Raw genomic sequence first — 24,045 nt, 5'->3', positions numbered from 1 at the left:
TGATGGCCTGATCGCGAGCAGGCTCTCTCCCTTAGAGTCTCTGGTGTGACCGCAATCTGTGTCACACCGCGCAACCCTGTGGGAGCGGGCTTGCCCGCGATGAGGCCGGCCCAGGCAAGAAAAAATCAAACCCTGATTTCCACTTCCCCCAGATGCCCGCCATACGGCCCGAAGCTCCGTTCGACCATATACCGCGTGCCATCCGCCTGCACAATCAGCGCCGTACTCGCCCGCGTTCCGTAAGTCGGGCTGGCAATGAACACACTCGACAGCAACGCCTCGGTTGCCAGCCCCACGCCGGTATCCGGCAGCTCGGCAAAGTCGGCTGTCTGCGGGTCGTTGAGGAGCGCGAGCAGAACATCAGGCTGTGGATCGTCCAGCGCTCTTTCCAGTGCCGAGCGGGCCTTGAGCAACTTGGGCCAGGGCGTGTCGAGACCGGCATTGGATAAACCATAGACACCCGGCTGCAGCATCACCGCCTCCGACTCCCGGGCGTTGAAGTGCCACATCTCATGATTGTTGCCCACCAACAGGTTAAACCCGGCATATTCAACCGAACGTCCGACAACGTCGGTTAAATAATCATCAATTGGCATGTCGCCACAGAGGAACCGCGCTACCAGCTCACCCCGGGATTTGCGCGCTGGTGGCTGATGGGGGTCGCGAATATTGGTCAGCGCGGCGAAGCGGCCATTGGCGCCGATACCGAGCCAGGTGCCGCCGGCTTCCAGGTCGCGACCGGCATATACCTGCGGCGCTTGCGACCACTGCGCAAGGGGCAGGCTGGGACGGGCGTAGAACTCGTCGCGGTTGGCCGCCACGATCAGCGGCTGGGCATGCCCGGGTCGCCAGGCAAAAACAATCAGGCACATAAGAGGGTCCCATGCGTTTTTTTCCCACTGTACGCAGTCATCGTCCGTCGATCCATCGCCTTGCACAGTGGAGCCTTGGCCCCCGCATCCGTTACCATGCCGCTCCTGATTTCACGATGCTAGGGATATGGCCATGGAAATTCTGCTCTATCTGGCGCTGGGCGCCTGTGCGGGCGTACTGGCCGGGCTGTTCGGGGTGGGGGGCGGCATCATTATCGTCCCGGTACTGGTGTTCAGTTTCACTTTGCAGGGTTTCGATGCGTCGATCCTGACTCACCTGGCGGTGGGTACATCCCTGGCGACGATCATTTTCACCTCGGTCAATGCGGTTCGCGAGCATCATCGCCGCGGGGCCGTGCGTTGGCCGATCTTCGCGTGGATGACCGTGGGTATCCTGATGGGCGCCGGCTTTGGTGCGCTGACGGCCGAAGCGATCTCCGGGCCGAACCTGCAGAAGATTATTGGCGTATTTGCGCTGGTCATCGCTGTGCAGCTGGCTCTGGACGTCAAGCCCAAGGCCAGCCGAACGGTGCCCGGCAAAGTCGGTCTGACCCTGGCCGGCAGCGTGATCGGTTGGGCGTCGGCGATTTTCGGGATCGGCGGTGGCTCGCTGACCGTGCCGTTCCTGACCTGGCGCAGCGTGCCAATGCAGCAGGCGGTGGCCACGTCATCGGCGTGCGGCCTGCCGATTGCGCTGGCCAGTGCTTTAAGTTTCATGATTCTGGGCTGGCACGATCCGTTGTTGCCGGCCCATAGTCTCGGTTTTATTTATTTACCGGCGCTTCTGGGCATTGCCCTGACCAGCATGTTCTTCGCCCGGGTGGGCGCGCGGCTGGCTCACCGATTGTCGCCGAAGTTGCTGAAAAGACTGTTTGCCGCTTTGCTGTTCTGCGTCGGGCTCAGCTTCCTGCTTTGACGCGCTCCGCAATACTGGCTTAATCCTGGCGTGACAGCGTCGCCCGGGAATTTAGAAAGTTTCAACTCTAACGAGGAGTCGCAATGCTGCCTTACCCGCAGATCGACCCGGTGGCCTTGGCCATCGGTCCGCTGAAAATCCACTGGTACGGCCTGATGTACCTGATCGGCATCGGCGGCGCATGGTGGCTGGCGTCCCGCCGGCTGAACCGCTTCGACCCGACCTGGACCAAGGAGAAGCTCTCCGACATGGTGTTCTGGATGTCGATGGGCGTGATCGTCGGCGGCCGCCTGGGCTATGTGCTGTTCTACGATCTGAATGCCTATCTGGCCAACCCGACGCTGATTTTCGAAGTGTGGAAGGGCGGCATGTCGTTCCACGGCGGCTTTATTGGCGTGATGCTGGCGGCATTGTGGTTCGGCAAGAAGAACAACAAGTCGTTTTTCCAGCTGATGGATTTCATCGCGCCGATGGTGCCAATCGGCCTGGGTGCCGGCCGTATCGGCAACTTCATCAACGCCGAACTGTGGGGCAAGGCAACGGACGTGCCGTGGGCTATGGTGTTCCCGACCGATCCTGCGCAACTGGCGCGTCACCCGTCGCAGCTGTACCAGTTCGCACTGGAAGGCGTGGCGCTGTTTGCGATCCTGTGGATCTTTTCCCGCAAGCCACGGCCGACCATGGCGGTATCGGGGATGTTCGCGCTGTTCTACGGCATCTTCCGCTTCATCGTTGAATTCGTCCGCGTACCGGACGCGCAACTGGGCTATCTGGCCTGGAACTGGCTGACCATGGGTCAGGTGCTGTGCGTACCGATGATCGTTGGCGGGTTGTTCCTGATCTGGCTGGCGTATCACCGCGCCCCGGCTACTCCGGCAGCGGCAGTATAAAATTCGAACCCGGGGCTCGGGCCCCGGGTTCAAGGACACAGGTAACTCATGAAGCAATATCTCGAACTGGTCGCCCACGTCATCAAGAACGGCACCAAACAGGCCAACCGTACCGGTGTGAACACCATCAGTTTTCCCGGTGCGATGCTGCGTTACGACCTGCAGGAAGGTTTTCCGGCAATCACAACCCGCAAAATGGCCTTCAAATCGGCCATTGGCGAGATGTGCGGATTCTTGCGAGGGGTGAACAACGCCGCCGAATTCCGCGCCCTGGGCTGCAAGGTCTGGGACCAGAACGCCAACGAAAATGCGCAATGGCTGGCCAACCCGTTCCGCCAGGGTGAAGACGATCTCGGCGAGATCTACGGTGTGCAGTGGCGCAAATGGCCGGCATATAAACAGATCCCGGTCAGCAACCAGGCGGCGATCGAGCAGACCCTGAGCCAGGGATATCGGCAGATCGCCGCGGGCGAAGAAGACGGCGAGGCTTATGTGGTGCTGTACAAGGCGATCGACCAGATCCGCCAGTGTATCGACACCATCATCAAGGACCCGGGTAGCCGGCGCATCCTGTTCCACGGCTGGAACGTCGCGCAGCTCGATGAAATGGCCCTGCCGCCGTGCCACCTGCTGTACCAGTTCCACCCCAATGTCGAGACCAGGGAGATTTCCCTGACCCTCTTCATCCGCTCCAATGACCTGGGCCTGGGCACGCCGTTCAACCTCACCGAAGGCGCCGCGCTGCTGAGCCTGATCGGCCGACTGACCGGCTACGCACCGCGCTGGTTCACCTACTTCATCGGTGATGCGCACGTGTACGAGAACCATCTGGACATGCTCAACGAGCAGCTCACGCGTGAGCCGTTCCCGATGCCCAAACTGGTGATCAGCGACCGGGTGCCGGAGTTTGCCAAGACCGGTGTTTATCAGCCTGAGTGGCTTGAGTTGATCGAACCTGGCGATTTCTCGCTGGAAGGCTATCAGCACCACGCGCCAATGACCGCGCCGATGGCAGTCTAACGCCTCCGGTATCTCTCTGCGTAGGAGCTGCCGAAGGCTGCGATCTTTTGATCTTGATTCACAGCCAAGATCAAAAGATCGCAGCCTTCGGCAGCTCCTACAGGGGATGGGTGGTGGTTTTAGTGGCCGTGGCTGCGGCCAACATGGGAGGGCTCGACTTCCGTCGCGACAACTCCGCCACTCACCTCCAGCCGCTGCAAAATCCCGCAATGCTCACTCCCTGGCCCCTCGCTGCAACGTTGGCGCAGGTCGAGAAGTTGTGCCTGCAATGCCAGCAAGCCCTCGATCCGGGCCCTGACGTGATGGATGTGCTCATCCACCAGCGCATTCACGCTCTCACACTGATCCTGCGGACTGTCGCGCAATGCCAGCAGGCTACGGATCTCTTCCAGGGTCATGTCGAGGGTGCGGCAGTTGCGGATAAACGTCAGGCGTTCGACGTGGGCCTGGGTGTATACGCGGTAGTTGCCGTCACTGCGCGCGGGCTCTGGCAGCAGGTGCTCACGCTCGTAATAGCGGATGGTCTCCACGGCGCAGTCGGTCAGTTTGGCCAGCTCTCCAATCTTCATGGCAGCGAATCTCCAAATGGGTGCTTGACCCTATAGTGGCTACAGGGTCTTTACTTGGCAACAGGCACCAACATGGACGCAAACCAATGAGCGACTCCCAGCACATCCACAAACCCGGCGCGGATCACGATCATGATCACGGCCCCAGGCTTCAGCCTGTACAAAAGCACGACCATGGCAGCCCTGGCGACTCGTGCTGTTCTTCCAAAGCCGCTGCGCCGTCGCTGATCAAGCTGAGCGAAACGCCGACCGACGGTGCGCGCCTGAGCAGTTTCCGCATCGATGCCATGGACTGCCCGACCGAGCAGACGCTGATCCAGAACAAGCTCGGTAAACTGGCAGGTGTGCAGCAACTCGAATTCAACCTGATCAATCGAGTCCTGGGCGTGACCCATGACCTGCCCAGCACTGCGCCGATCATCGAGGCGATCAAGTCGCTGGGCATGGTGGCCGAGCCGATGGAGCAGGGCGCCGAAGCGCCAGCGCCGGTCCCCGAGAAAAAGCACTGGTGGCCTCTGGCGCTGTCGGGTGTGGGTGCACTGGCAGCAGAAGTGATCCACTTCACCAACGCCGCGCCGGACTGGGTGGTGGCGATCATCGCGCTGGTTTCGATCCTCAGTGGTGGCCTTACTACTTACAAAAAAGGTTGGATTGCGCTCAAGAACCTCAACCTGAACATCAACGCGTTGATGAGCATCGCGGTCACCGGCGCGGTCCTGATTGGCCAGTGGCCCGAAGCGGCCATGGTGATGTTCCTGTTCACCGTGGCCGAGTTGATCGAAGCCAAGTCGCTGGATCGAGCGCGCAACGCCATTGGCGGCCTGATGCAGATGACCCCGGAACAGGCCACGGTGCAGCAAGCCGACGGCCGCTGGGTTGAGCAAGACGTCAAAACCATCGAGCTCGGCGCGCGAGTGCGGGTGCGTCCCGGCGAGCGAATTGGTCTGGACGGTGAAGTCGTGTCGGGCAGTTCCACCATCGATCAGGCGCCGATCACGGGCGAAAGCCTGCCGATCGAGAAGACAGTGGGCGATAAGGTATTCGCCGGGACCATCAACCAGGCAGGGTCCCTGGAATATGCCGTCACTGCTGTGGCCAATAACTCGACGCTGGCGCGGATCATCCACGCCGTGGAACAGGCGCAGGGCGCACGCGCGCCAACCCAGCGGTTCGTCGATCAATTCTCGAAAATCTATACCCCGGCAGTGTTCCTGCTGGCCTTGGCCGTTGCCGTGATTGCGCCGCTGTTCATGGGCGGCGCCTGGTTCGACTGGATCTACCGGGCGTTGGTCTTGCTGGTGGTCGCTTGCCCATGCGCGTTGGTGATTTCCACCCCGGTGACCATCGTCAGCGGCCTCGCGGCGGCGGCGCGCAAAGGCATCCTGGTGAAGGGCGGGGTTTATCTGGAGGGCGGCTACCAGCTCGATTACCTGGCGCTGGACAAGACCGGCACCATCACCCATGGCAAACCGGTGCAGACCGATTATTTGTCACTTGACCCAACCGCTGACGCCACCGCCCCGGCGATTGCGGCGGCGCTGGCCGGTCGCTCGGATCACCCGGTGTCTTTGGCCATCGCCAATGCGGCTGTGGATAAACAATCCGCGCCGCTGGTTGTGGATAACTTTGAAGCGCTGGCTGGTCGCGGTGTGCGCGGTGAAATCAACGGTCAGGTCTACCATTTGGGCAACCATCGGCTGGTGGAAGAGCTGAACCTTTGCTCGCCGGAACTGGAAGAGAAGCTGTTTGCACTGGAAAAACAGGGTAAATCGGTAGTGTTGTTGCTCGACAAGTCCGGCCCGCTGGCGCTATTCGCCGTGGCTGATACGGTCAAGGAGTCCAGCCGCGAGGCGATCCGGCAACTGCACGAACTGGGCATCAAAACCCTGATGCTTACCGGCGACAACGTCCACACCGCTCAGGCGATTGCCGCGCAAGTGGGTATCGACGAGGCCAAGGGCGACTTGCTGCCAACCGACAAGCTGCAAGCCATCGAAGCTCTTTATGCACAGGGCCATCACGTCGGCATGGTCGGCGATGGCATCAACGATGCGCCGGCGCTGGCTCGGGCCGAGATCGGTTTCGCAATGGCGGCTGCTGGCACCGATACCGCCATCGAGACCGCCGATGTCGCCCTGATGGACGACGATCTGCGCAAGATCCCCGCGTTCATCCGCCTGTCGCGGCAAACGTCGAGCATCCTAAAGCAGAACATTGCCCTTGCATTGGTAATCAAGGCGATCTTTCTTGGGGTAACCTTCGCGGGGGGCGCGACCATGTGGATGGCGGTGTTCGCCGACATGGGCGTGAGCCTGTTGGTGGTGTTCAATGGTTTGCGTTTGTTGCGCAAGTAAGCGATGAGGATTGGGTGTGCTGAGTGCGGAGCTGAAGGCGTTTTATATGGTGGCCCGCCTGGGCAGCATCACCCTGGCGGCGAAAAAGCTCGGGTTGAGCCAGCCTACGGTGACCACCCAGATTCGCAATCTGGAAAGCCAGTACTCGGTTGAACTGTTCTATCGCGGTGGCCGCCGCCTCACTGTCAGCGATGAAGGGGCGCGACTGCTGCCCATGGTCAAGGCATTGATGCAGCAGGAGGCGGACATCGAGTTCTTCCTGCGCAACAGTGGTCAGGTTCAAGGCACCTTGCGCATCGCGGCTACTGCGCCTTATTACATTCTCGACCTGGTGAAGACCTTTCGCGAACGCCTGCCCCAGGTGGAAGTGTCAGTGGAAATCGGCAACTCGCAGCAGGTGCTGGAGGCGCTGGAGGAGTACCGCGTCGACGTCGCTGCTTCCTCGCAGTTGCTGGATGATGCGCGATTGATCCGTCGAGTGCTGGGTACCGATCCACTGGTACTGGCGGTGCATCGCAATCATCCGCTGGCGGTGCATGATCATGTACCGCTCAGCGCGCTGGCCGGGCATACCCTGTTGATGCGCGAATCCGGCTCCACCACCCGGCGCCTGACTGAAGAGCTGCTGGCCAGTGCCGGCGTGGGTTTCGGACCGCTGCTGGAAATTGGCAGTCGGGAGTCGATCCGCGAGGCAGTGCTGCGCAATATCGGTATCAGCATCATTGCCCGCCAGGAAGTGCCGCATGATCCGCAACTGCGGGTGTTGACCATCGAGAATGCGCCGCAGATCCCTGAATACCTGTACTGCCTCAAGGAGCGTAAGGGCGCGCGGTTGCCGGCGGCGTTTCTCGGGTTGGCGCAAGAGATGGCGCCGGCCTGAGATTTTTTGACTTCAACCCAAATCCCTGAATACCACTATCAGCCGTTTTTGCCTCACTGCCACATCACGTACGCATTACATCCCTAGGATGGCTCTCATCTGCTTGATGAGGTCTGTCCATGAACCACTCGATCGCAACTGCCCTGACCAACCCCGGCGCCCCGATGAAAGTGCGCGGCGTGCAGAAACGCTTTGGCGCGTTCACTGCACTGGATAACGTTTCCCTCGACGTGGCAGCCGGCGAGCTGGTTTGCCTGCTCGGTCCGTCGGGCTGCGGCAAGACTACATTGCTACGCTGCATCGCCGGCCTGGAGAAACAGGACAGCGGCGAGCTGTACCTGGGCGATCGCGACGTTTCCCACCTGGCGCCCCAGGCCAGGGACTACGGCATTCTGTTCCAGTCCTACGCCTTGTTCCCCAATCTCACCGTCGAGGCAAACATCGCCTACGGCCTAGCCGGCAGTGGTCGCGATGAAGTGCGTAAACGTGTGGGGCAGATGCTGGAGCTGGTGGGCCTGATCGGCAGTGAAAAAAAGTACCCCGGGCAACTGTCCGGCGGCCAGCAGCAACGCGTCGCCCTGGCGCGGGCATTGGCGCCGGCACCGTCGCTGTTGCTGCTCGATGAGCCGATGTCGGCCCTCGACGCCCGGGTTCGCGAGCATCTGTGCACCGAGCTGCGCCAGCTGCAGCGTAACCTGGGCATTACCACCCTGATGGTCACGCACAACCAGGACGAGGCCATGCTGATGGCCGACCGCATCGCCGTGATGAACAACGGCAAGGTCGAGCAGTACGCTACCGCGCAGGAAATCTACGACCGTCCGGCGACTCCCTTTGTCGCCGAGTTCGTCGGCCAGGGCAACTGGCTGCCGTTCAGCCGCAGCAATGGCAGCCATGCCCAGGTTGGCGGGATGAACATGCGCCTGGCCGAGGGGGGCGCGAAAACCGCATCGGGGCGCTTGTTCTGCCGACCTGAAGCCATCTGCGTCAACCCGACGGTGCATGAGGAAAACCTGTTCCCGGCCAAGGTTCGCGAGATCACTTTCCTCGGCAACCGCTGCCGCATGAGTTTTGAACTCGACCAATTGCCTGGCCATGCGCTGCTCGCTGAATTGGCGCCTGAAGCCATGCCGCGTCTTGGCGCGCAGCAGATCATGGTGGCTTTGCCGCCGCGCAGCCTGCAGGTGTTCGCCTGATGAGCGCGAACATCGCCCTGCCGATGCCGCGCAAGCAGGTGCGGCAGACGTCCCGAGCCGAGATCGGCGATCGGCTGTTCGTGGTCGGCGGCAAAGTGGTTTTGCTGGTATTGCTCGGCGTCGCGGTATTGCTGCCGTTGCTGGCGATCTTCTGGCGCGGGTTCAGCGCCGAGGCCGGGCAGGGCGGTGGCCTGGTCGCCGCCCGTGAGCTGGTGACCAGTGCGAACTTCCACTGGCTGTTGGGCAACAGCCTGAAAGTTTCCCTCAGCGTGGCGGCTATTGTCGTCCCGCTGGCCTACCTGTTTGCCTACGCGCTGCAACGAACGCTGATTCCAGGCAAAGGCATCTGGCGCGGTATTTCCCTGTTGCCGCTGATGGCGCCCTCAATGCTGCCCGGAATCGCCCTGGTCTATCTGTTCGGCAACCAGGGCATGTTGCGCGGCCTGCTCTCGGACAACATCTACGGTTTCTGGGGCATTGTTCTGGGCGAGGTCATCTACACCTTCCCGCATGCCTTGATGATCCTGCTGTCAGCGCTGTCATTGGCAGATGCACGCCTGTTCGACGCGGCCTCCAGCATGGGCGCCAGTCCGGCGAAAGCGTTCCGCAGCATCACCTGGCCGGCGACGCGTCAGGCCGTGTTCGCGGCGTTCTGCCTGGTGTTCACCCTGACCATTACCGACTTTGGCGTCCCCGTGGTGGTCGGCGGCGATTATCAAGTGCTGGCACTGGAAGCTTATAAAGCGGTGGTCGGCCAGCAACAGTTCGGCCGTGGCGCGTTGATCGGCATGGTCCTGCTGCTGCCGGCACTGCTCAGCTTCGGTGTCGACGCCTGGTTGCGTCGCCGTCACGGCGACTCCATGAGCGGTAGGGCGCAAGTGTTCAAACCGCTGCCATCGCCCCTGCGAGACAGGTGTTACCTGGCAATCGTGATGCTGATCTGCGCGGTGCTGCTGCTGGTATTCGGCATGGCGGTGTTCTCGTCGCTGGTAAAATTCTGGCCGTACAACCTGTCGCTGTCGCTCAATCACTACCAGTTCAACGACACGGCGGGCGGTGGCTGGCTGGCCTACGGCAACAGCGTGAAGATGGCCGTGTGCACAGCGCTGATCGGCAGCGTGCTGATCTTCACCGGCGCCTACCTGATGGAGAAAACCAAGGGCCAGCGCGGCCTTAACCTGACCCTGCGCATGCTCAGCTTTGTGCCGATGGCGGTGCCCGGCCTGGTGCTCGGCCTGGGTTATGTCTTCTTCTTTAATCTCACCGGCAACCCGCTGCATGTGCTGTACGGGACCATGACGCTGCTGGTGGTGTGCACCATTGCTCATTATTTGACCACCGCCCAGATGACCGCCACCACAGCGCTGCGCCAACTCGATGGCGAGTTCGAAGCCGCTGCGTTGTCGCTCAAGGCGCCGCTGTATCGGCACTACCTGCGGGTCACCGTGCCGATCTGCCTGCCCGCGCTGCTGGACATCGTTCGCTACCTGTTCGTCTCGGCCATGACCACCGTCTCGGCCGCGATCTTCCTGTACAGCCCCGACACCATCCTCGCGGCGGTGGCGGTGCTGAACATGGATGACGCCGGCAACGTTGGTGGTGCGGCCGCGATGTCGACCCTGATTCTGTTCACCTCGGCGGGCGTGTCCCTGCTGCTGGCCTGGGCTTCGCGCGGTTTGCTGCGTCGCTCCCAGGCCTGGCGGCAGACTGCACCCGAAAAATAGATCTGTCCCCATAAAAGGAGCTGCATCATGTTCAAGCCTATGGCCCTGGCCGCTGCTGTCCTCACCGCTTTCAGCCTGAACGCCTTTGCGGCGAAAACCGAGTTGACGGTGTACACCGCGCTCGAAGCGGAACAGCTCAAGACTTACAAAGAGGCATTTGAGAAAGCCAACCCGGATATCGGAATCAAGTGGGTTCGCGACTCTACAGGCATCATCACCGCCAAGCTGCTGGCTGAGAAAGCCCGCCCGCAGGCTGATGCTGTGTGGGGCCTGGCGGCATCGAGCCTGGCGATTCTCGACCAGCAAGGCATGCTGCAGAGCTACGCACCCAAGGACCTGGACAAGATCGGTGGCAACTACCGTGACGCCGCCAATCCACCCGCCTGGGTCGGCATGGATGTCTGGGCCGCGACCATCTGCTTCAACACGGTCGAGGCCGAGAAACAGGGGCTGACCAAGCCGGTAAGCTGGCAGGACCTGACCAAGCCTGAGTACAAAGGCAAAATCGTGATGCCTAACCCGGCGTCGTCCGGCACTGGTTTCCTCGACGTCAGCGCCTGGCTGCAAACCTTCGGCGAGAAGCAGGGCTGGCAGTACATGGACGACCTGCACCAGAACATCGGGCAATACGTCCATTCCGGCTCCAAGCCCTGCAAGCTCGCAGCCTCCGGCGAATTCCCGATCGGCATTTCCTTTGAATACCCGGCCGTTCAACTCAAGCGCCAGGGGGCTCCGCTCGACATCATCCTGCCGAAGGAAGGCCTTGGCTGGGAGATCGAAGCCACCGCGCTGATCAAGGGCTCGCAGCACGAAGAAGCGGCGAAGAAGCTGGCTGATTTCTCCGCCAGTCCGGCGGCGATGGAGCTGTATAAAGAGAACTTTGCAGTACTGGCTCAGCCGGGAATCGCCAAGCCACAGACCGAGCTGCCGGCGGATTACGAGCAGCGCTTGATCAAGAACGACTTTGCCTGGGCGTCGAAGAATCGCGACGAAATCCTGGCCGAGTGGCGCAAGCGCTATGACGGCAAGTCCGAGAAAGTGGCTGCCAAATAGGATCTTTATTGGCTGACAGGGCCCCTTCGCGGGCAAGCCCGCTCCCACAGGTTTTGAGGTGTTCGCGAATTTAACGCTCACCACCCTGTGGGGCCTGGCAGCCAGTTCCGATAGGGATTTGTAGTGAACACAGATGTTGTGAACACCAATGAACCTGTGGGAGCGGGCTTGCCCGCGAAGGCGGCTTCGAATTCAGGACAAAACCCATGACACAACACAGCGACATACTGATCGTCGGCGCCGGCATCCTGGGTCTGTCCCATGCCTACGCCGCCGCCAGGCGCGGGCTCAAGGTCCGCGTTTTCGAACGCAGCGAAACACCCCTGGGCGCCTCAGTGCGCAACTTCGGCCAGGCCCTGGTCACCGGCCAGCCGCCCGGCCCGATGCTCGAACTGGCCAAGGCCAGCCGTGATATCTGGGGCCAATGGGCGCAACTTGCCGGGCTGCAGCTCAAGCGCAATGGCTCGTACCTGTTCGCCCGCACTGAAGCCGAAGAGGATTTGCTCGAAGCCTTTTGCGCCGGCCGCGCGGTGAAACACGATTACCGCGTCGACCTGCTGCGCGGCTCAGCGCTACGCGATTTGTACGGCGGTCAATTCCGCCATCACCGGGCCGCGCTGCATGGCCTGGAGGATCAGCAACTGTATTCACGGGAAGCGATCCCGGCATTGATCGACTACCTGCGCCGCGAGCTGGGCGTCGAATTTCATTTTTCGACGCTGGTGCGCGACATTGAACCGGGTCGCGTGCACAGCACTGCGGGGGTGTTCAGTGCCGGACAGATCATCGTTTGCTCCGGTCATGATTATCAGACCCTGCTGGCCGGGCCCATCGCCGAGCTCAACCCGCAAGTCTGTCGCCTGCAAATGCTGCGGGCGCGGCCGCAGGTCAACCTTAACCTGCAACATGCGCTGCTCACCGGCCTGAGCTGCGTGCACTACGGTGCCTTTGCCGATCTGCCCGAAGCTGCGGCAGTGCAGGCGCAGATGGTGCGAGAAACACCCTACTTGCACGAAAACGGCATTCATCTGCTGATCAGCCCGACGCCTTACGGCGAATTGATCATTGGCGACTCGCACCATTACGGCAACGATGCCTCACCCTTCAATGCCGAGCAGGTGGATGACTACATGATCGAACTGGCCGAGCAGACGCTGGGCTGCAGGATCAAAGTGGTGGAGCGCTGGCAGGGAGTCTACGGTTCACGGGGGCCGGCGCCCTTTTCGTTCCTGCGTCCTGCCGCCGGGCTGAGTGCAGCGCTGATGCACAGCGGGGTCGGCATGAGCGTCGGGCCGGCCATGGCTGAGCGCAACGTGGCGATCCTGCTGGGGGAATAATCATGGAGCGCAATGAGCAAGTGATCGGCGAGGTTTTCGCCCTGTACGAGCGTTACGGCGCCAGCGACTACATCGGCGAGCCGGTGTCGCAGATCGAGCATATGTCACAGGCCGCCGAACTGGCCATGGCCGAAGGTTTTGACGATGAGGTGGTGCTGGCGGCGTTCTTCCACGACATCGGGCATATCTGCGCTGCCGATGCCGCCCGGAACATGGGCGGATTTGGCGTGGTCAGCCATGAGCGGTTGGGTGCCGATTATCTGCGGCGCGCAGGTTTCAGCGAACGCCTGGCGCGGCTGGTCGAGTATCACGTTAAGGCCAAGCGTTATCTGACCCTCAGGGAGCCTGGGTACTACGAACGATTGAGTGTAGCCAGTCGCCGGACCCTGGTGCATCAGGGTGGGGTGATGTCCATTGAGGAAGCTGAGGCATTCGAGCGTGATCCCTTGTGCGCCCTGAGCCTGCGCATGCGGCAGTGGGATGAGTTAGCCAAGGAGATGGATGTTCCGGTGATTGATCTGGGGGTGTTGAAGGCCAAGGCGTTGCGGCTATTGGTGATCTAGGGCAGACAGACCGCGTTGCTTTCTTCGTCGAACCGCCGCCCTGAGCAAGTTCGCTCCCACCTGGTTCAGGGTTGGTCACATAGTGTGTGTTCAACACCGATCCACTCTGAAAGCGGGCTGTACAGAAACCAGAGGTCTAAAGCTGCTGCGCCAGCACCTCTATCTGCTCCTGCCGCTCCGCCTGATTCAACTTCGCATGGGGGTTGAGCGACGACCACTGGGGATAGGCCCGGGCCTTGTTCAGTGCTTCCGGCAACTTGCCTTCGCGCCAGGTCTTGTCCTGTGGCGTGGCGACCTGGATGCTCTCCAGCGCTGCATGCCCGCGGGCATTCAGGGCCAGCAGCAGTTGGCGCTGGCGTAATGCCAACAGCCGCAGCACGCTGTCGTCGACAGTCAGTTCTCGCTGGCCCTTGACCTTGCCCAGCAGGCGGCTGCCGTAGCTGCGCGCGGTTTGCAGGGCGCCGCCGGCAATGGCGCCGGCCAGTGCCGCTGCGCCCAGCGTCAGACCACCGACCAGCAAATCCACGCCGGCACCGGCGGCTGCGCCGGCGGCGATGCCACCGCCGACCCGAACGCCCAGTTGCTTGAGGGTCTCGGGATTGAACAGATCATCGCCCCAGCGGCCATCAAGCAACGGCAAGTCGCTGGCGGCGGCATCTTGCGGGCGGAAAGCGTAGAGCTTGAGCAAGGCTTCGACGCACCGCTGTTCCCGCTGGCGCACGGCCTTGCGCAGTTCGCTGATCGCCTGCTGTTCCTGCTCGGCCTGGGCGGCGACGCTGCGTCGACACGCGGCGCAGTCGATCAACAATTCGGCTATCAACCGCGCGGCGCTCTTCTGGCGGGCCAGGCGCTGGGCTTGCTGATCGGCGATCAGGCGCTCCAGTTGCGGCCGGGCGTTCTCCAGCAGCAGCGCCAGGCTTTCATACAGTCGACGTTCACCATCTTCCGGCGGGGCGACGCTGTCGAAGCGTACCAGGGCATGCAGACCCAGCCGCGCCAATGCTTCACGCCAATCCGGTTCACGATGGTTGGCGCTGCTGACGAAGTTCAGCACCGGCAGCAGGGGTTTGCCGCAACTGGCCAGCACTTCGAGCTCATCGCGGTATTTGGATAACACCGGTTCGCGGGCATCGATGACATAAAGGCCGGCATCACAGGTGAGCAACTGGCGCAGTACCTTGGCTTCCTGCTCAAAACGCTGCCGGGCCTCGCTGCCCTCAAGGAATCGGGCCAGGCGTGCCGGGCCGTCGAGGCGCTCGCCGGGGCGCTCCAGGCGCTCGAGATAATCGAGCAGGGCGATGGCATCTTCCAGGCCCGGAGTGTCGAACAGGTCAAGCAACGGCTCGCCGTCCACCGACAGGCGCGCACCTTCGACATGGCGGGTGGTGCTGGGCCGATGAGACACTTCGCCGAATCCGACATCCCGGGTCAGGGTTCGCAGCAACGAGGTTTTGCCGACGTTGGTGTGACCCACCACCGCGAGTTTCAGCGGTTTTTTTTGCGAATCAGTCATGACCGTTCTCCAGCCAGTTCAATGGCGCGCTGTCGGCGAACGGCAGTTCCAGCTGTTGCAGCGCCACATGCCAATCGCCCAGGCGCTCGGCATCCAGGGCCTCGCCGGGTGGCGCCTGCAGCAGCCAGATACGTGTGGCGCTGGCGTTGCGAGCCAGTTCGGCGATGAGCGCCAGGCTGCCGCGATCCGGCGAGCGGCGTGGATCGCAGGCGATGGCCAGGCGCGCGGGGGGAAACCGGCTGAGCTGCTCGAGCAGTTTGTGGCGCGATTCACGACTGTCGAGAATCCCCGCGTTGCTGACATTCTTCGGCAACTGCGGCGGCCACGGGCGTTGATCGTCCAGCTCGATAGCGACCAGTAGCGCGCCCTCGCTTTGCAAGTCGCTGGTGCTGGTTTGCACCCGATGCAACTGCTCGGGCGCAGCATCGCTGATGCCCAGTCGTTCGCTGCTGGGCATCAGCCTTTCACGAAGTTGCGCATAGCCGGGCAGGTTGAGGTCCAAGTGCAATTTTGCCTGGCCGGTTTTCCAGCGCCATAGGCAGAACAACGCCAGGAGCAGGCGCGGGACGACCCCGTAGACCACCAGCACGCCCACCAGCCAGGTGGCCCAGGCTTGCCGGGCGCTTTCGATGTTCAGCGCTGCGTCGCCACTGGCGCGGATCATCTCGACCGTCGGTATGTTGAAGCCAAGCAAGGCGGGCAGGGCACCCAGGGTTTGAGTCATGGCGACGAAGGTGTCGGCGCCAAGCAGCGTGGTCTCCCAGACGAAGCCGTAACGCCGGGTGGCCATCAGGGTCAGCAGCATCACCAGTGCGCTAAGCATCGCCAGCAACCACAGGCCGTTGACCAGCAAGCCGATCGCCCAGCGATTGAGCTTGTGTCGTTGCAGCAACAGCAGCAGCGCGGGCGGCAGTTGTGCGGCCTTGGCGTCTCGGGCGAGTTTTTCGCTGAGCCACAGCCACAAACGGCCGAGGCTGGCGCCGTGTTCGCCGGCGAACATCAGGCCCAGGGCCCAGCTCAGCAGCAAAATCAGATTGAGCCCGAGCAGGCTGCCCAAGGCCCAGAACACATTGACCGGCATCTGCCCGTCGCCCAGCGCGGCAAACGCCAGGCCGGCGCCGCTGATCACTGCCAGTGCCGCCAGGACAATCAGCGCCAGTCGCGCACCTTGCTGCCAATGGCTGAGGGCGCTGCTCAGCCCGTCGCGTTCCGCCAGCCACAGGGCCCGGCGTTGAATCCGTGTCGGCAGGTCGCCGCCTTCGCTGCGGGCTACTCGATTGGCTTCAAGATCGTCCAGGGCCCCGGCATGTTCTTCGCGCAGGCGGATGGTTTCAGTCAGCCAGAGGTTAGTCAGTTCAGTCACGCGGCATCCCGTCGCTTAATTGAGCCGTGAGCATAACCGCTGTAGCGCTTGTCGGGGGCCTGCGTTGCGAGAAGTTGAGGCTCTGGTATCCTCGCCGACATGACTAAATCACTCCCCCTCAGCCTGATCGCAGCCCTCGGTGAAAACCGTGTGATCGGCATCGACAACAGCATGCCCTGGCACTTGCCGGGGGACTTCAAGTACTTCAAGGCCACCACCCTGGGCAAGCCGATCATCATGGGTCGCAAGACCTGGGATTCCCTGGGTCGCCCGCTGCCGGGACGATTGAATATCGTCGTCAGTCGCCAGGCCGGTCTGCAGCTGGAAGGCGCCGAGGTTTATCCGTCGCTGGAGTCCGCAGTGGTTCGGGCGCAGGAATGGGCGAACCAGCAGGGCGTCGATGAGGTGATGTTAATTGGCGGGGCGCAGTTGTATGCCCAAGGCATGGCGCAGGCGGATCGCCTGTACCTGACCCGTGTGGCGCTGAGCCCCGAGGGGGATGCCTGGTTTCCGGAGTTTGATTTGACGCAGTGGAAACTGGTTTCCAACATCGAAAATCCGGCAGTCGATGACAAGCCAGCGTACAACTTCGAAGTCTGGGAAAAAGCCTGAAAGCATCGCCAGCAGGCTGGCTCCCACAGTGAATGTGAGGTGAAACACAGATTGTGTGAACACCCCAAATCCCTGTGGGAGCCAGCCTGCTGGCGATGAGGCCAGATCAGACGCTAAAGAATTTAAGCGTGAGCCAACGCCGAATGCTCATCCGCGTCCAGCAACTGTTTATCCGTCTGCTGCATGATCTGGCTGGTCACCGCACCAGCTGCAATCGAACCGCTCACGTTCAACGCGGTGCGGCCCATGTCGATCAGCGGCTCAACCGAAATCAGCAAAGCCACCAGTGACACTGGCAAGCCCATTGCCGGCAACACGATCAACGCGGCAAAGGTCGCGCCACCGCCGACGCCGGCCACCCCAGCCGAACTCAGGGTAACAATCGCCACCAACGTCGCGATCCATAGCGGGTCCAGCGGGTTGATGCCCACGGTCGGTGCAACCATCACCGCCAGCATTGCCGGGTACAGGCCGGCACAGCCATTCTGGCCGATGGTCGCGCCAAACGAGGCGGCGAAGCTGGCGATGGACTGCGGGATACCCAGGCGGCTGGTCTGGGCTTCGATGCTCAGCGGAATGGTCGCGGCGCTCGAGCGGCTGGTGAAGGCAAACGTCAGCACTGGCCAGATCTTGCGGAAGAAACGCAGCGGGTTGATCCCGGCCGCCGACACCAGCACGCCATGCACCACAAACATCAAGCCCAGGCCGATGTAGGACACCACCACAAAACTGCCCAGTTTGATGATGTCTTGCAGGTTGGAACCGGCGACCACCTTGGTCATCAGGGCCAACACGCCGTAGGGGGTCAACTTCATGACCAGACGCACCAGGCGCATCACCCAGGCTTGCAGGGTGTCGATGGCGTTGATCACTTTCTGACCTTTTTCGACGTCATCCTTGAGCAGTTGCAAGGCCGCAACCCCGAGGAAGGCCGCGAAGATCACCACGCTGATGATCGATGTCGGCTTGGCGCGTGCCAGGTCAGCGAACGGGTTTTGCGGGATGAACGACAGCAGCAACTGCGGCACATTCAGGTCGGCGACCTTACCGGCATAGTCGGTCTGGATGGTTTGCAGGCGGGCCATTTCCTGGGTGCCTGCGACCAGGCCCTCAGCGGTCAGGCCGAACAGGTTGGTGAGGCCGATACCGACAAGCGCGGCGATGGCCGTGGTGAACAGCAGCGTACCAATGGTCAGGAAGCTTATTTTGCCCAGTGACGAGGCGTTGTGCAGCCGCGCCACTGCACTGAGGATGGAGGCGAACACCAGCGGGATCACGATCATCTGCAGCAGTTGTACGTAACCGTTACCCACCAAGTCGAACCAGCCGATCGACGCCTTCAGCACCGGGTTACCCGCGCCATAAATGGTGTGCAGGGCCACGCCAAACGCCACGCCTAACACAAGCGCAAGCAGGACTTTTTTCGCCAGGCTCCAGTTGGAGTGACGGGTTTGCGCCAAGCCGAACAGCAAGGCCAGGAACACCAGCAGATTGAGGATCAGCGGCAGATTCATGAAAACTCCGAGAAAGACTTGTGCCCGCTGCCTTGCGGGGCAGCTGCGAACCGGCAAGCCTAACAGCTTGAAAACTAATGAATTAATATCAAAAACGCATGATAACTGTCGTTTTCGGAATAAGCGCATGTCGCTTCCGGGAATGCAGCTGGCGCAATGGAGACGTGAACGGTCGCAGGCGGGCGGGGAATGTCACACTTATTTGATAGCGTCGAGCTCTTTGAATCAGGGAGAACGACGATGAAGCTTGCTCCGAAATTTTTGCTCGCAGCACTCTGCCTGGGCCTTGCTGGACAGGCCTTCGCCACGGATCTGAAACATTGGCCAGCCGATCAGGCCAAGGCGCTGGACGCGATGATCGCGGCCAACGCCAACAAGGGTAACTACGCGGTGTTCGACATGGACAACACCAGTTACCGCTACGACCTGGAAGAGTCGTTGCTGCCGTTCATGGAGAACAAAGGGCTGATCACCCGCGAGAAGCTTGATCCCTCCCTGAAGCTGATCCCGTTCAAAGACACCGCCGAGCACAAGGAAAGCCTCTTCAGTTACTACTATCGCCTTTGCGAACTCGACGACATGGTCTGCTATCCATGGGTCGCGCAGGTGTTTTCCGGTTTTACCCTCAAAGAGCTCAAGGGGTATGTCGACGAGTTGATGGCGTCAGGCAAACCGGTGCCAGCCACTTATTACGAAGGCGACGTGGTGAAGACACTCGACGTCAACCCGCCGAAAATCTTCACTGGGCAAAAAGAGCTCTATAACAAGCTGATGGAAAACGGCATCGAGGTCTACGTGATGACTGCCGCATCGGAAGAGCTGGTGCGCATGGTGGCGTCAGATCCGCAGTACGGCTACAACGTCAAGCCGCAGAACGTGATCGGCGTGAGCCTGCTGCTCAAGGACGCCAAGACCGGCGAACTGACCACTGCACGCAAGCAGATTACTGCCGGCAAGTATGACGAGAAAGCCAACCTGGGCCTGGAGTTGACTCCGTACCTGTGGACCCCGGCGACCTGGATGGCAGGCAAGCAGGCGGCGATCCTGACTTACATCGACGAGTGGAAAAAACCGGTGCTGGTCGGCGGCGATACGCCAACCAGTGATGGTTTCATGTTGTTTCACAGCGTCGACGTGGCCAAGGGCGGTATTCACTTGTGGATCAACCGCAAGGACAAATACATGACCCAGATAAACGGCATGATGGCCAAGCATGCAGCGGCCCAGGCCAAGGAAGGCTTGCCGGTGACGGCAGACAAGAACTGGGTGATCGTGAAGCCTGAAGAAATCCAATAATCCCAGAGTTGCCGATCCCCCTGTAGGAGCTGCCGAAGGCTGCGATCTTTTGATCTTCAGAGGTCGCGTCCAGGAAAGATCAAAAGATCGCAGCCTCCGGCAGCTCCTACGGGGGATCTTCGGAAACAAAAATGCCCCGCGCTTGGCGGGGCATTGTTTTGTTCGACGGTTAAGCGTTACAGCCCGTCGAGCATCGCCTTGTTACGCACCGCGCCCTTGTCGGCGCTGGTTGCCAGCAGGGCATAGGCCTTCAGGGCAGTGGTCACCTTGCGGGGACGTTTCTCCACCGGCTTCCAGCCTTTCTGATCCTGCTCGGCACGCCGGCCGGCCATTTCTTCATCGCTGATCAACAGGTTGATCGAGCGGTTGGGAATGTCGATCAGCACCTTGTCGCCGTCCTGCACCAGACCAATCGCACCACCGGCTGCCGCTTCCGGCGAAGCGTGGCCGATGGACAGGCCAGAAGTGCCGCCGGAGAAACGACCGTCGGTGAGCAGGGCGCAGGCTTTGCCCAGGCCTTTGGATTTCAGGTACGACGTCGGGTAGAGCATTTCCTGCATGCCCGGGCCGCCTTTGGGGCCTTCGTAACGGATGATCACGATGTCGCCGGCCTTCACTTCGTCAGCGAGGATGCCGCGTACGGCACTGTCCTGGCTCTCGAAGATCTTCGCGTTGCCTTCAAACACGTGGATCGATTCATCGACGCCGGCGGTTTTCACCACGCAGCCGTCCAGCGCGATGTTGCCGTACAGAACGGCCAGGCCGCCTTCTTTCGAATACGCATGCTCAACACTGCGGATGCAGCCGTTTTCACGGTCGTCGTCCAGGGTTTCCCAACGGGTCGACTGGCTGAATGCGGTTTGCGTCGGGATGCCCGCCGGGCCGGCTTTGAAGAAATGATGCACGGCTTCATCGTCGGTCTGGGTGATGTCCCACTTGGCGATGCCTTCGGCCAGGGTTTTGCTGTGCACGGTCGGCAGGTCGGTGTGCAACAGGCCGCCACGGGCCAGCGAACCGAGGATGCTGAAGATCCCGCCGGCGCGGTGCACGTCTTCCATGTGGTACTTCTGGATGTTCGGTGCGACTTTGCACAGTTGCGGCACGAATCGGGACAGGCGGTCGATGTCGCGCAAGTCGAACTCCATCTCGGCTTCCTGGGCGGCGGCCAGCAAGTGCAGGATGGTGTTGGTGGAACCGCCCATGGCGATGTCCAGGGTCATGGCGTTTTCGAACGCCTTGAAGTTGGCGATATTGCGCGGCAGTACCGACTCATCGTTCTCGCCGTAGTAACGCTTGCACAGCTCGACAATGGTGCGGCCGGCCTGCAGGAACAGCTGTTCGCGGTCGCTGTGGGTCGCCAGGGTCGAACCGTTACCCGGCAACGCCAGGCCTAGGGCTTCGACCAGGCAGTTCATCGAGTTGGCGGTGAACATGCCGGAGCACGAACCGCAGGTCGGGCAGGCGCTGCGCTCGTACTCAGCGACTTTCTCGTCAGAAGCGCTGGAGTCGGCGGCGATCACCATGGCATCGACCAGGTCGAGGCCATGGGAGGCAAGTTTGGTTTTGCCGGCTTCCATCGGGCCGCCAGAAACGAAAATCACCGGTATGTTCAGGCGCAGGGAGGCCATCAGCATGCCAGGGGTGATCTTGTCGCAGTTGGAAATGCAGACGATGGCATCGGCGCAGTGGGCGTTGACCATGTACTCGACGGAGTCGGCGATGATCTCGCGGCTCGGCAGCGAGTACAGCATGCCGTCATGGCCCATGGCGATGCCGTCATCCACGGCGATGGTGTTGAATTCTTTTGCCACGCCGCCAGCGCGTTCGATTTCACGGGCGACCAGTTGGCCGAGGTCCTTAAGGTGGACGTGACCCGGTACGAACTGGGTGAAGGAGTTGGCAATGGCGATGATCGGCTTTTTGAAGTCGTCATCTTTCATCCCCGTGGCGCGCCACAGTGCGCGGGCGCCGGCCATGTTGCGGCCGTGGGTGGATGTTTTCGAGCGGTAATCAGGCATGAAGCACTCCGGGCGGCTAATCAGGTATCAAAGGGGAAGTGAGCTTCTATTGACGTCTGGAACACTCAGAAATGGCCGTGTGTCCGGAAGTTGCCGATAACTTTGCGGGATCGCCGCGCGCTTCAGCTTGAGCTCATAAACCCGCCGGGGGATGACTGGCGATGAATGAAGCGATTCTACACGGCTGGCGGCGAGAGGGAATGCCGGAACGCGCACTGGCCGCGCTCACGAGACGCGCGGCCACCCTGTAGGAGCGAGCTCGCTCGCGAAAAACCAGAGGACGCCGGGGGGTGTCAGGCTGCCAGCGTCATCGTGGACGACCCTCGCGAGCGAGCTCGCTCCTACAGTGGGCGGGGTTCAAATCCAGATGGCGTCCCACAGAGGGTAGTCACCGATACGTGCGACTAACCCTGCTCGTAATGGATTGGCAACAATGTATCTGGCCATGGCTTTGAGATCTTCCTCTCGGCGAAGCGCCCGATCGAAGTAGCCCTTTTGCCATACGGTCGCAGAACCCCCTCGTGCCTGATTGATGGCTCTCGCGCTGCGCGATTTCGTCGTCTGCATCAGTTTTGGCAAATCACCGCTGTGCAGTTCGACCAGCCAATGGAAGTGATCAGGCATGACAACCCAGGCCAAGGAAGTGGCCTTGCTGTCTTCCTGGGCTCGTTTGAACTCGCTTACCAGCAAGCGACCCATACGCCAATCCTTGAAATCCGATTGTCGTCGATGAGTAACCGCAGTTAGCAGATAGATACGGCCGGGTTCAGAGTAGCGGCCGAGTCTTAAGCAATGGGCTTTTGGCGTGTTGGACATTCCGTTGTCCTCTTCGGGGATGGAAGGGAAACGGTAGATGCACGAGTGGCGGTTGTCGCCATCACAGTAGTTCTGGATATGTCACGGCCATTGTAGGAGCGAGCTTGCTCGCGAAAAACCAGAGGACGCCGCAGGGTGTCAGGCTGCCAGCGTCATCGTTGACGACCATCGCGAGCGAGCTCGCTCCTACAGATAGTGTTTAGCTGTTTGGCAGCAACCGGCAGGTGATGCTCTTGATGTAGCGCGTCTCGGCAATTGCCGGGTGAACCGGGTGATCCGGACCCTGGCCGCCGCGTTCCAGCAGCTGGATGTTACGGTCCAGGTGACGGGCGCTGGTCAGCAGGATGTTCTGCAGGTCGTCTTCCGGCAGGTGCATCGAGCACGAAGCGCTGACCAGGATGCCGTCCTTGGTCAACAGGCGCATGGCTTGTTCGTTCAGGCGGCGGTAGGCGCCTTCGCCATTTTTCATGTCTTTCTTGCGCTTGATGAACGCCGGCGGGTCGGCCACGATCACGTCGAAACGTTCTTCGCTGGCTTTGAGTTCTTTAAGGGCATCAAACACATCGCCTTCGAGGCAGGTCATTTTCTCGGCGACACCGTTCAGCGCGGCGTTACGCTCGACACCATCGAGGGCGAAGGCCGAAGCGTCGACGCAGAAGACTTCACTGGCGCCGAAGGCCGCTGCTTGCACGCCCCAGCCGCCGATGTAGCTGTAGAGGTCGAGTACGCGTTTGCCCTTGGCATAAGGCGCCAGGCGAGCACGGTTCATGCGGTGGTCATAGAACCAGCCGGTTTTCTGGCCTTGAATGACCGGCGCTTCGAATTTCACGCCGTTCTCCTCCAGTGCAACCCACTCAGGCACCAGGCCAAACACGGTTTCAACGTAGCGGTTGAGGCCTTCGGCGTCACGGGCGGCGGAGTCGTTCTTGAACAGAATGCCGCTTGGCTTGAGCACTTGGGTCAGTGCGGCAATCACGTCTTCCTTATGCGCTTCCATGGTCGCCGAGGCGATCTGTACCACCAGGATGTCGCCGAAACGGTCGACGACCAGGCCTGGCAGCAGGTCGGAATCACCGTAGACCAGGCGATAGAACGGCTTGTCGAACAGGCGGTCGCGCAGCGACAGGGCAACGTTGAGGCGGTGCACCAGCAACGACTTGTCCAGCGGCAACTTGATGTCGCGCGACAGCAGGCGGGCGCAGATGAGGTTGTTCGGGCTCATGGCAACGATGCCCAGCGTCTTGCCACCGGCGGCTTCGAGGATCGCCTGATCGCCGGCCTTGAAGCCGTGCAACGGTGTGGCGGCTACATCGATTTCGTTGCTGTAGACCCACAGGTGGCCGTTTCGCAGGCGACGGTCGGCGTTGGCTTTGAGGCGCAGGCTAGGCAGGGACATGACGTCGCTCCGGAAAAAAGAGCGGGAGTATAGCGTGTTGGGGGTTGTGGCGGGCTTGCAGGTGATGAAACGCCGGCTCCCACAGGGCTTTGGTGCCGAATGCAAATTATGCATGCACAGCAGATCCCTGTGGGAGCGGGCTT

The 24,045-nt window shown here is 61.3% G+C and carries 20 protein-coding genes; 12 read left to right on the top strand and 8 right to left on the bottom strand.

Translation table 11 applies throughout. The features are described from left to right. Nucleotides 1-125: 125 nt before the first annotated feature. Entirely contained in the window at nt 126-872 is a 747-nt protein-coding gene (locus tag HYI44_RS04215; protein WP_122841107.1) for an NRDE family protein, read from the bottom strand. Nucleotides 873-1,005: 133 nt separating this feature from the next. Here HYI44_RS04215 and HYI44_RS04210 point away from each other — a divergent pair, with 133 nt between their 5' ends. The 3 genes from HYI44_RS04210 (at nt 1,006) to HYI44_RS04200 (ending at nt 3,698) form a co-directional block, all read left to right on the top strand. Next, the gene (locus HYI44_RS04210; protein WP_045059779.1) at nt 1,006-1,788 is read left to right on the top strand and encodes a sulfite exporter TauE/SafE family protein; all 783 of its coding nucleotides are present in this window, start codon (nt 1,006-1,008) and stop codon (nt 1,786-1,788) included. Between the two features lie 83 nt (nt 1,789-1,871). Further along, nucleotides 1,872-2,678, top strand: coding sequence for a prolipoprotein diacylglyceryl transferase (gene lgt / locus HYI44_RS04205; protein ID WP_045059780.1), 807 nt, complete (start codon nt 1,872-1,874; stop codon nt 2,676-2,678). Between the two features lie 48 nt (nt 2,679-2,726). Then, a complete protein-coding gene (locus tag HYI44_RS04200) occupies nt 2,727-3,698 on the top strand; it encodes a thymidylate synthase (protein ID WP_225568852.1) in 972 nt (323 codons plus the stop codon). A 119-nt stretch (nt 3,699-3,817) separates the two neighbouring features. Here HYI44_RS04200 and cadR read toward each other — a convergent pair whose 3' ends face one another. Next, nucleotides 3,818-4,267: a Cd(II)/Pb(II)-responsive transcriptional regulator gene (cadR, locus tag HYI44_RS04195; RefSeq protein WP_225568851.1), complete on the bottom strand. Its 450-nt coding sequence runs from the start codon at nt 4,265-4,267 to the stop codon at nt 3,818-3,820. An 86-nt stretch (nt 4,268-4,353) separates the two neighbouring features. Between cadR and HYI44_RS04190 the strand changes: the two genes are divergently transcribed. From HYI44_RS04190 to HYI44_RS04160, 7 genes are all read left to right on the top strand, one after another. Beyond that, complete coding sequence (locus HYI44_RS04190) at nt 4,354-6,621, top strand: heavy metal translocating P-type ATPase (protein WP_225568850.1); 2,268 nt, start codon at nt 4,354-4,356, stop codon at nt 6,619-6,621. 16 nt (nt 6,622-6,637) lie between these two features. Further along, nucleotides 6,638-7,501, top strand: coding sequence for a LysR family transcriptional regulator (locus tag HYI44_RS04185; RefSeq protein ID WP_225568849.1), 864 nt, complete (start codon nt 6,638-6,640; stop codon nt 7,499-7,501). 119 nt (nt 7,502-7,620) lie between these two features. After that, nucleotides 7,621-8,697: a putative 2-aminoethylphosphonate ABC transporter ATP-binding protein gene (locus HYI44_RS04180; protein ID WP_045059785.1), complete on the top strand. Its 1,077-nt coding sequence runs from the start codon at nt 7,621-7,623 to the stop codon at nt 8,695-8,697. After that, a complete protein-coding gene (locus HYI44_RS04175; protein ID WP_225568848.1) occupies nt 8,697-10,421 on the top strand; it encodes a putative 2-aminoethylphosphonate ABC transporter permease subunit in 1,725 nt (574 codons plus the stop codon). The genes HYI44_RS04180 and HYI44_RS04175 overlap by 1 nt, the downstream gene beginning before the upstream one ends. Before the next feature lie 27 nt (nt 10,422-10,448). Continuing rightward, complete coding sequence (locus HYI44_RS04170) at nt 10,449-11,474, top strand: putative 2-aminoethylphosphonate ABC transporter substrate-binding protein (RefSeq protein WP_225568847.1); 1,026 nt, start codon at nt 10,449-10,451, stop codon at nt 11,472-11,474. A 206-nt stretch (nt 11,475-11,680) separates the two neighbouring features. Further along, the gene (locus HYI44_RS04165; RefSeq protein ID WP_225568846.1) at nt 11,681-12,811 is read left to right on the top strand and encodes a TIGR03364 family FAD-dependent oxidoreductase; all 1,131 of its coding nucleotides are present in this window, start codon (nt 11,681-11,683) and stop codon (nt 12,809-12,811) included. A gap of 2 nt (nt 12,812-12,813) precedes the next feature. Beyond that, on the top strand, nt 12,814-13,374 hold the full coding sequence (locus HYI44_RS04160) for a phosphonate degradation HD-domain oxygenase (protein WP_122841116.1): 561 nt from the start codon (nt 12,814-12,816) through the stop codon (nt 13,372-13,374). 136 nt (nt 13,375-13,510) lie between these two features. Here the strand turns inward: HYI44_RS04160 and HYI44_RS04155 are convergent, their stop codons facing one another. Next, nucleotides 13,511-14,887 (bottom strand): GTPase/DUF3482 domain-containing protein, encoded by a 1,377-nt coding sequence (locus HYI44_RS04155; RefSeq protein ID WP_225568845.1) that lies wholly within the window; start codon nt 14,885-14,887, stop codon nt 13,511-13,513. Continuing rightward, complete coding sequence (locus HYI44_RS04150) at nt 14,880-16,250, bottom strand: DUF2868 domain-containing protein (protein ID WP_225568844.1); 1,371 nt, start codon at nt 16,248-16,250, stop codon at nt 14,880-14,882. The genes HYI44_RS04155 and HYI44_RS04150 overlap by 8 nt, the downstream gene beginning before the upstream one ends. A gap of 99 nt (nt 16,251-16,349) precedes the next feature. Here HYI44_RS04150 and HYI44_RS04145 point away from each other — a divergent pair, with 99 nt between their 5' ends. Next, nucleotides 16,350-16,862 carry a dihydrofolate reductase gene (locus HYI44_RS04145; protein ID WP_225568843.1) on the top strand — a complete coding sequence of 171 codons (513 nt, stop codon included), beginning with the start codon at nt 16,350-16,352 and terminating at the stop codon, nt 16,860-16,862. Nucleotides 16,863-16,984: 122 nt separating this feature from the next. Here HYI44_RS04145 and HYI44_RS04140 read toward each other — a convergent pair whose 3' ends face one another. After that, nucleotides 16,985-18,376: an L-cystine transporter gene (locus tag HYI44_RS04140; RefSeq protein WP_122841120.1), complete on the bottom strand. Its 1,392-nt coding sequence runs from the start codon at nt 18,374-18,376 to the stop codon at nt 16,985-16,987. A gap of 240 nt (nt 18,377-18,616) precedes the next feature. Between HYI44_RS04140 and HYI44_RS04135 the strand changes: the two genes are divergently transcribed. Next, the gene (locus HYI44_RS04135) at nt 18,617-19,672 is read left to right on the top strand and encodes a haloacid dehalogenase-like hydrolase (RefSeq protein ID WP_122841121.1); all 1,056 of its coding nucleotides are present in this window, start codon (nt 18,617-18,619) and stop codon (nt 19,670-19,672) included. Nucleotides 19,673-19,848: 176 nt separating this feature from the next. Here the strand turns inward: HYI44_RS04135 and ilvD are convergent, their stop codons facing one another. The 3 genes from ilvD to HYI44_RS04115 form a co-directional block, all read right to left on the bottom strand. Next, nucleotides 19,849-21,690: a dihydroxy-acid dehydratase gene (gene ilvD, locus HYI44_RS04130; protein ID WP_045059795.1), complete on the bottom strand. Its 1,842-nt coding sequence runs from the start codon at nt 21,688-21,690 to the stop codon at nt 19,849-19,851. A 357-nt stretch (nt 21,691-22,047) separates the two neighbouring features. After that, nucleotides 22,048-22,506 carry an REP-associated tyrosine transposase gene (locus tag HYI44_RS04125; protein WP_225568842.1) on the bottom strand — a complete coding sequence of 153 codons (459 nt, stop codon included), beginning with the start codon at nt 22,504-22,506 and terminating at the stop codon, nt 22,048-22,050. Between the two features lie 199 nt (nt 22,507-22,705). Beyond that, entirely contained in the window at nt 22,706-23,902 is a 1,197-nt protein-coding gene (locus HYI44_RS04115; protein WP_122841123.1) for a class I SAM-dependent rRNA methyltransferase, read from the bottom strand. Nucleotides 23,903-24,045 lie beyond the last annotated feature (143 nt).

Source organism: Pseudomonas sp. Y24-6, from assembly GCF_020295325.1.
Taxonomy (GTDB): domain Bacteria; phylum Pseudomonadota; class Gammaproteobacteria; order Pseudomonadales; family Pseudomonadaceae; genus Aquipseudomonas; species Aquipseudomonas gregormendelii.
This window is presented reverse-complemented; position numbering and strand designations above follow the sequence as displayed.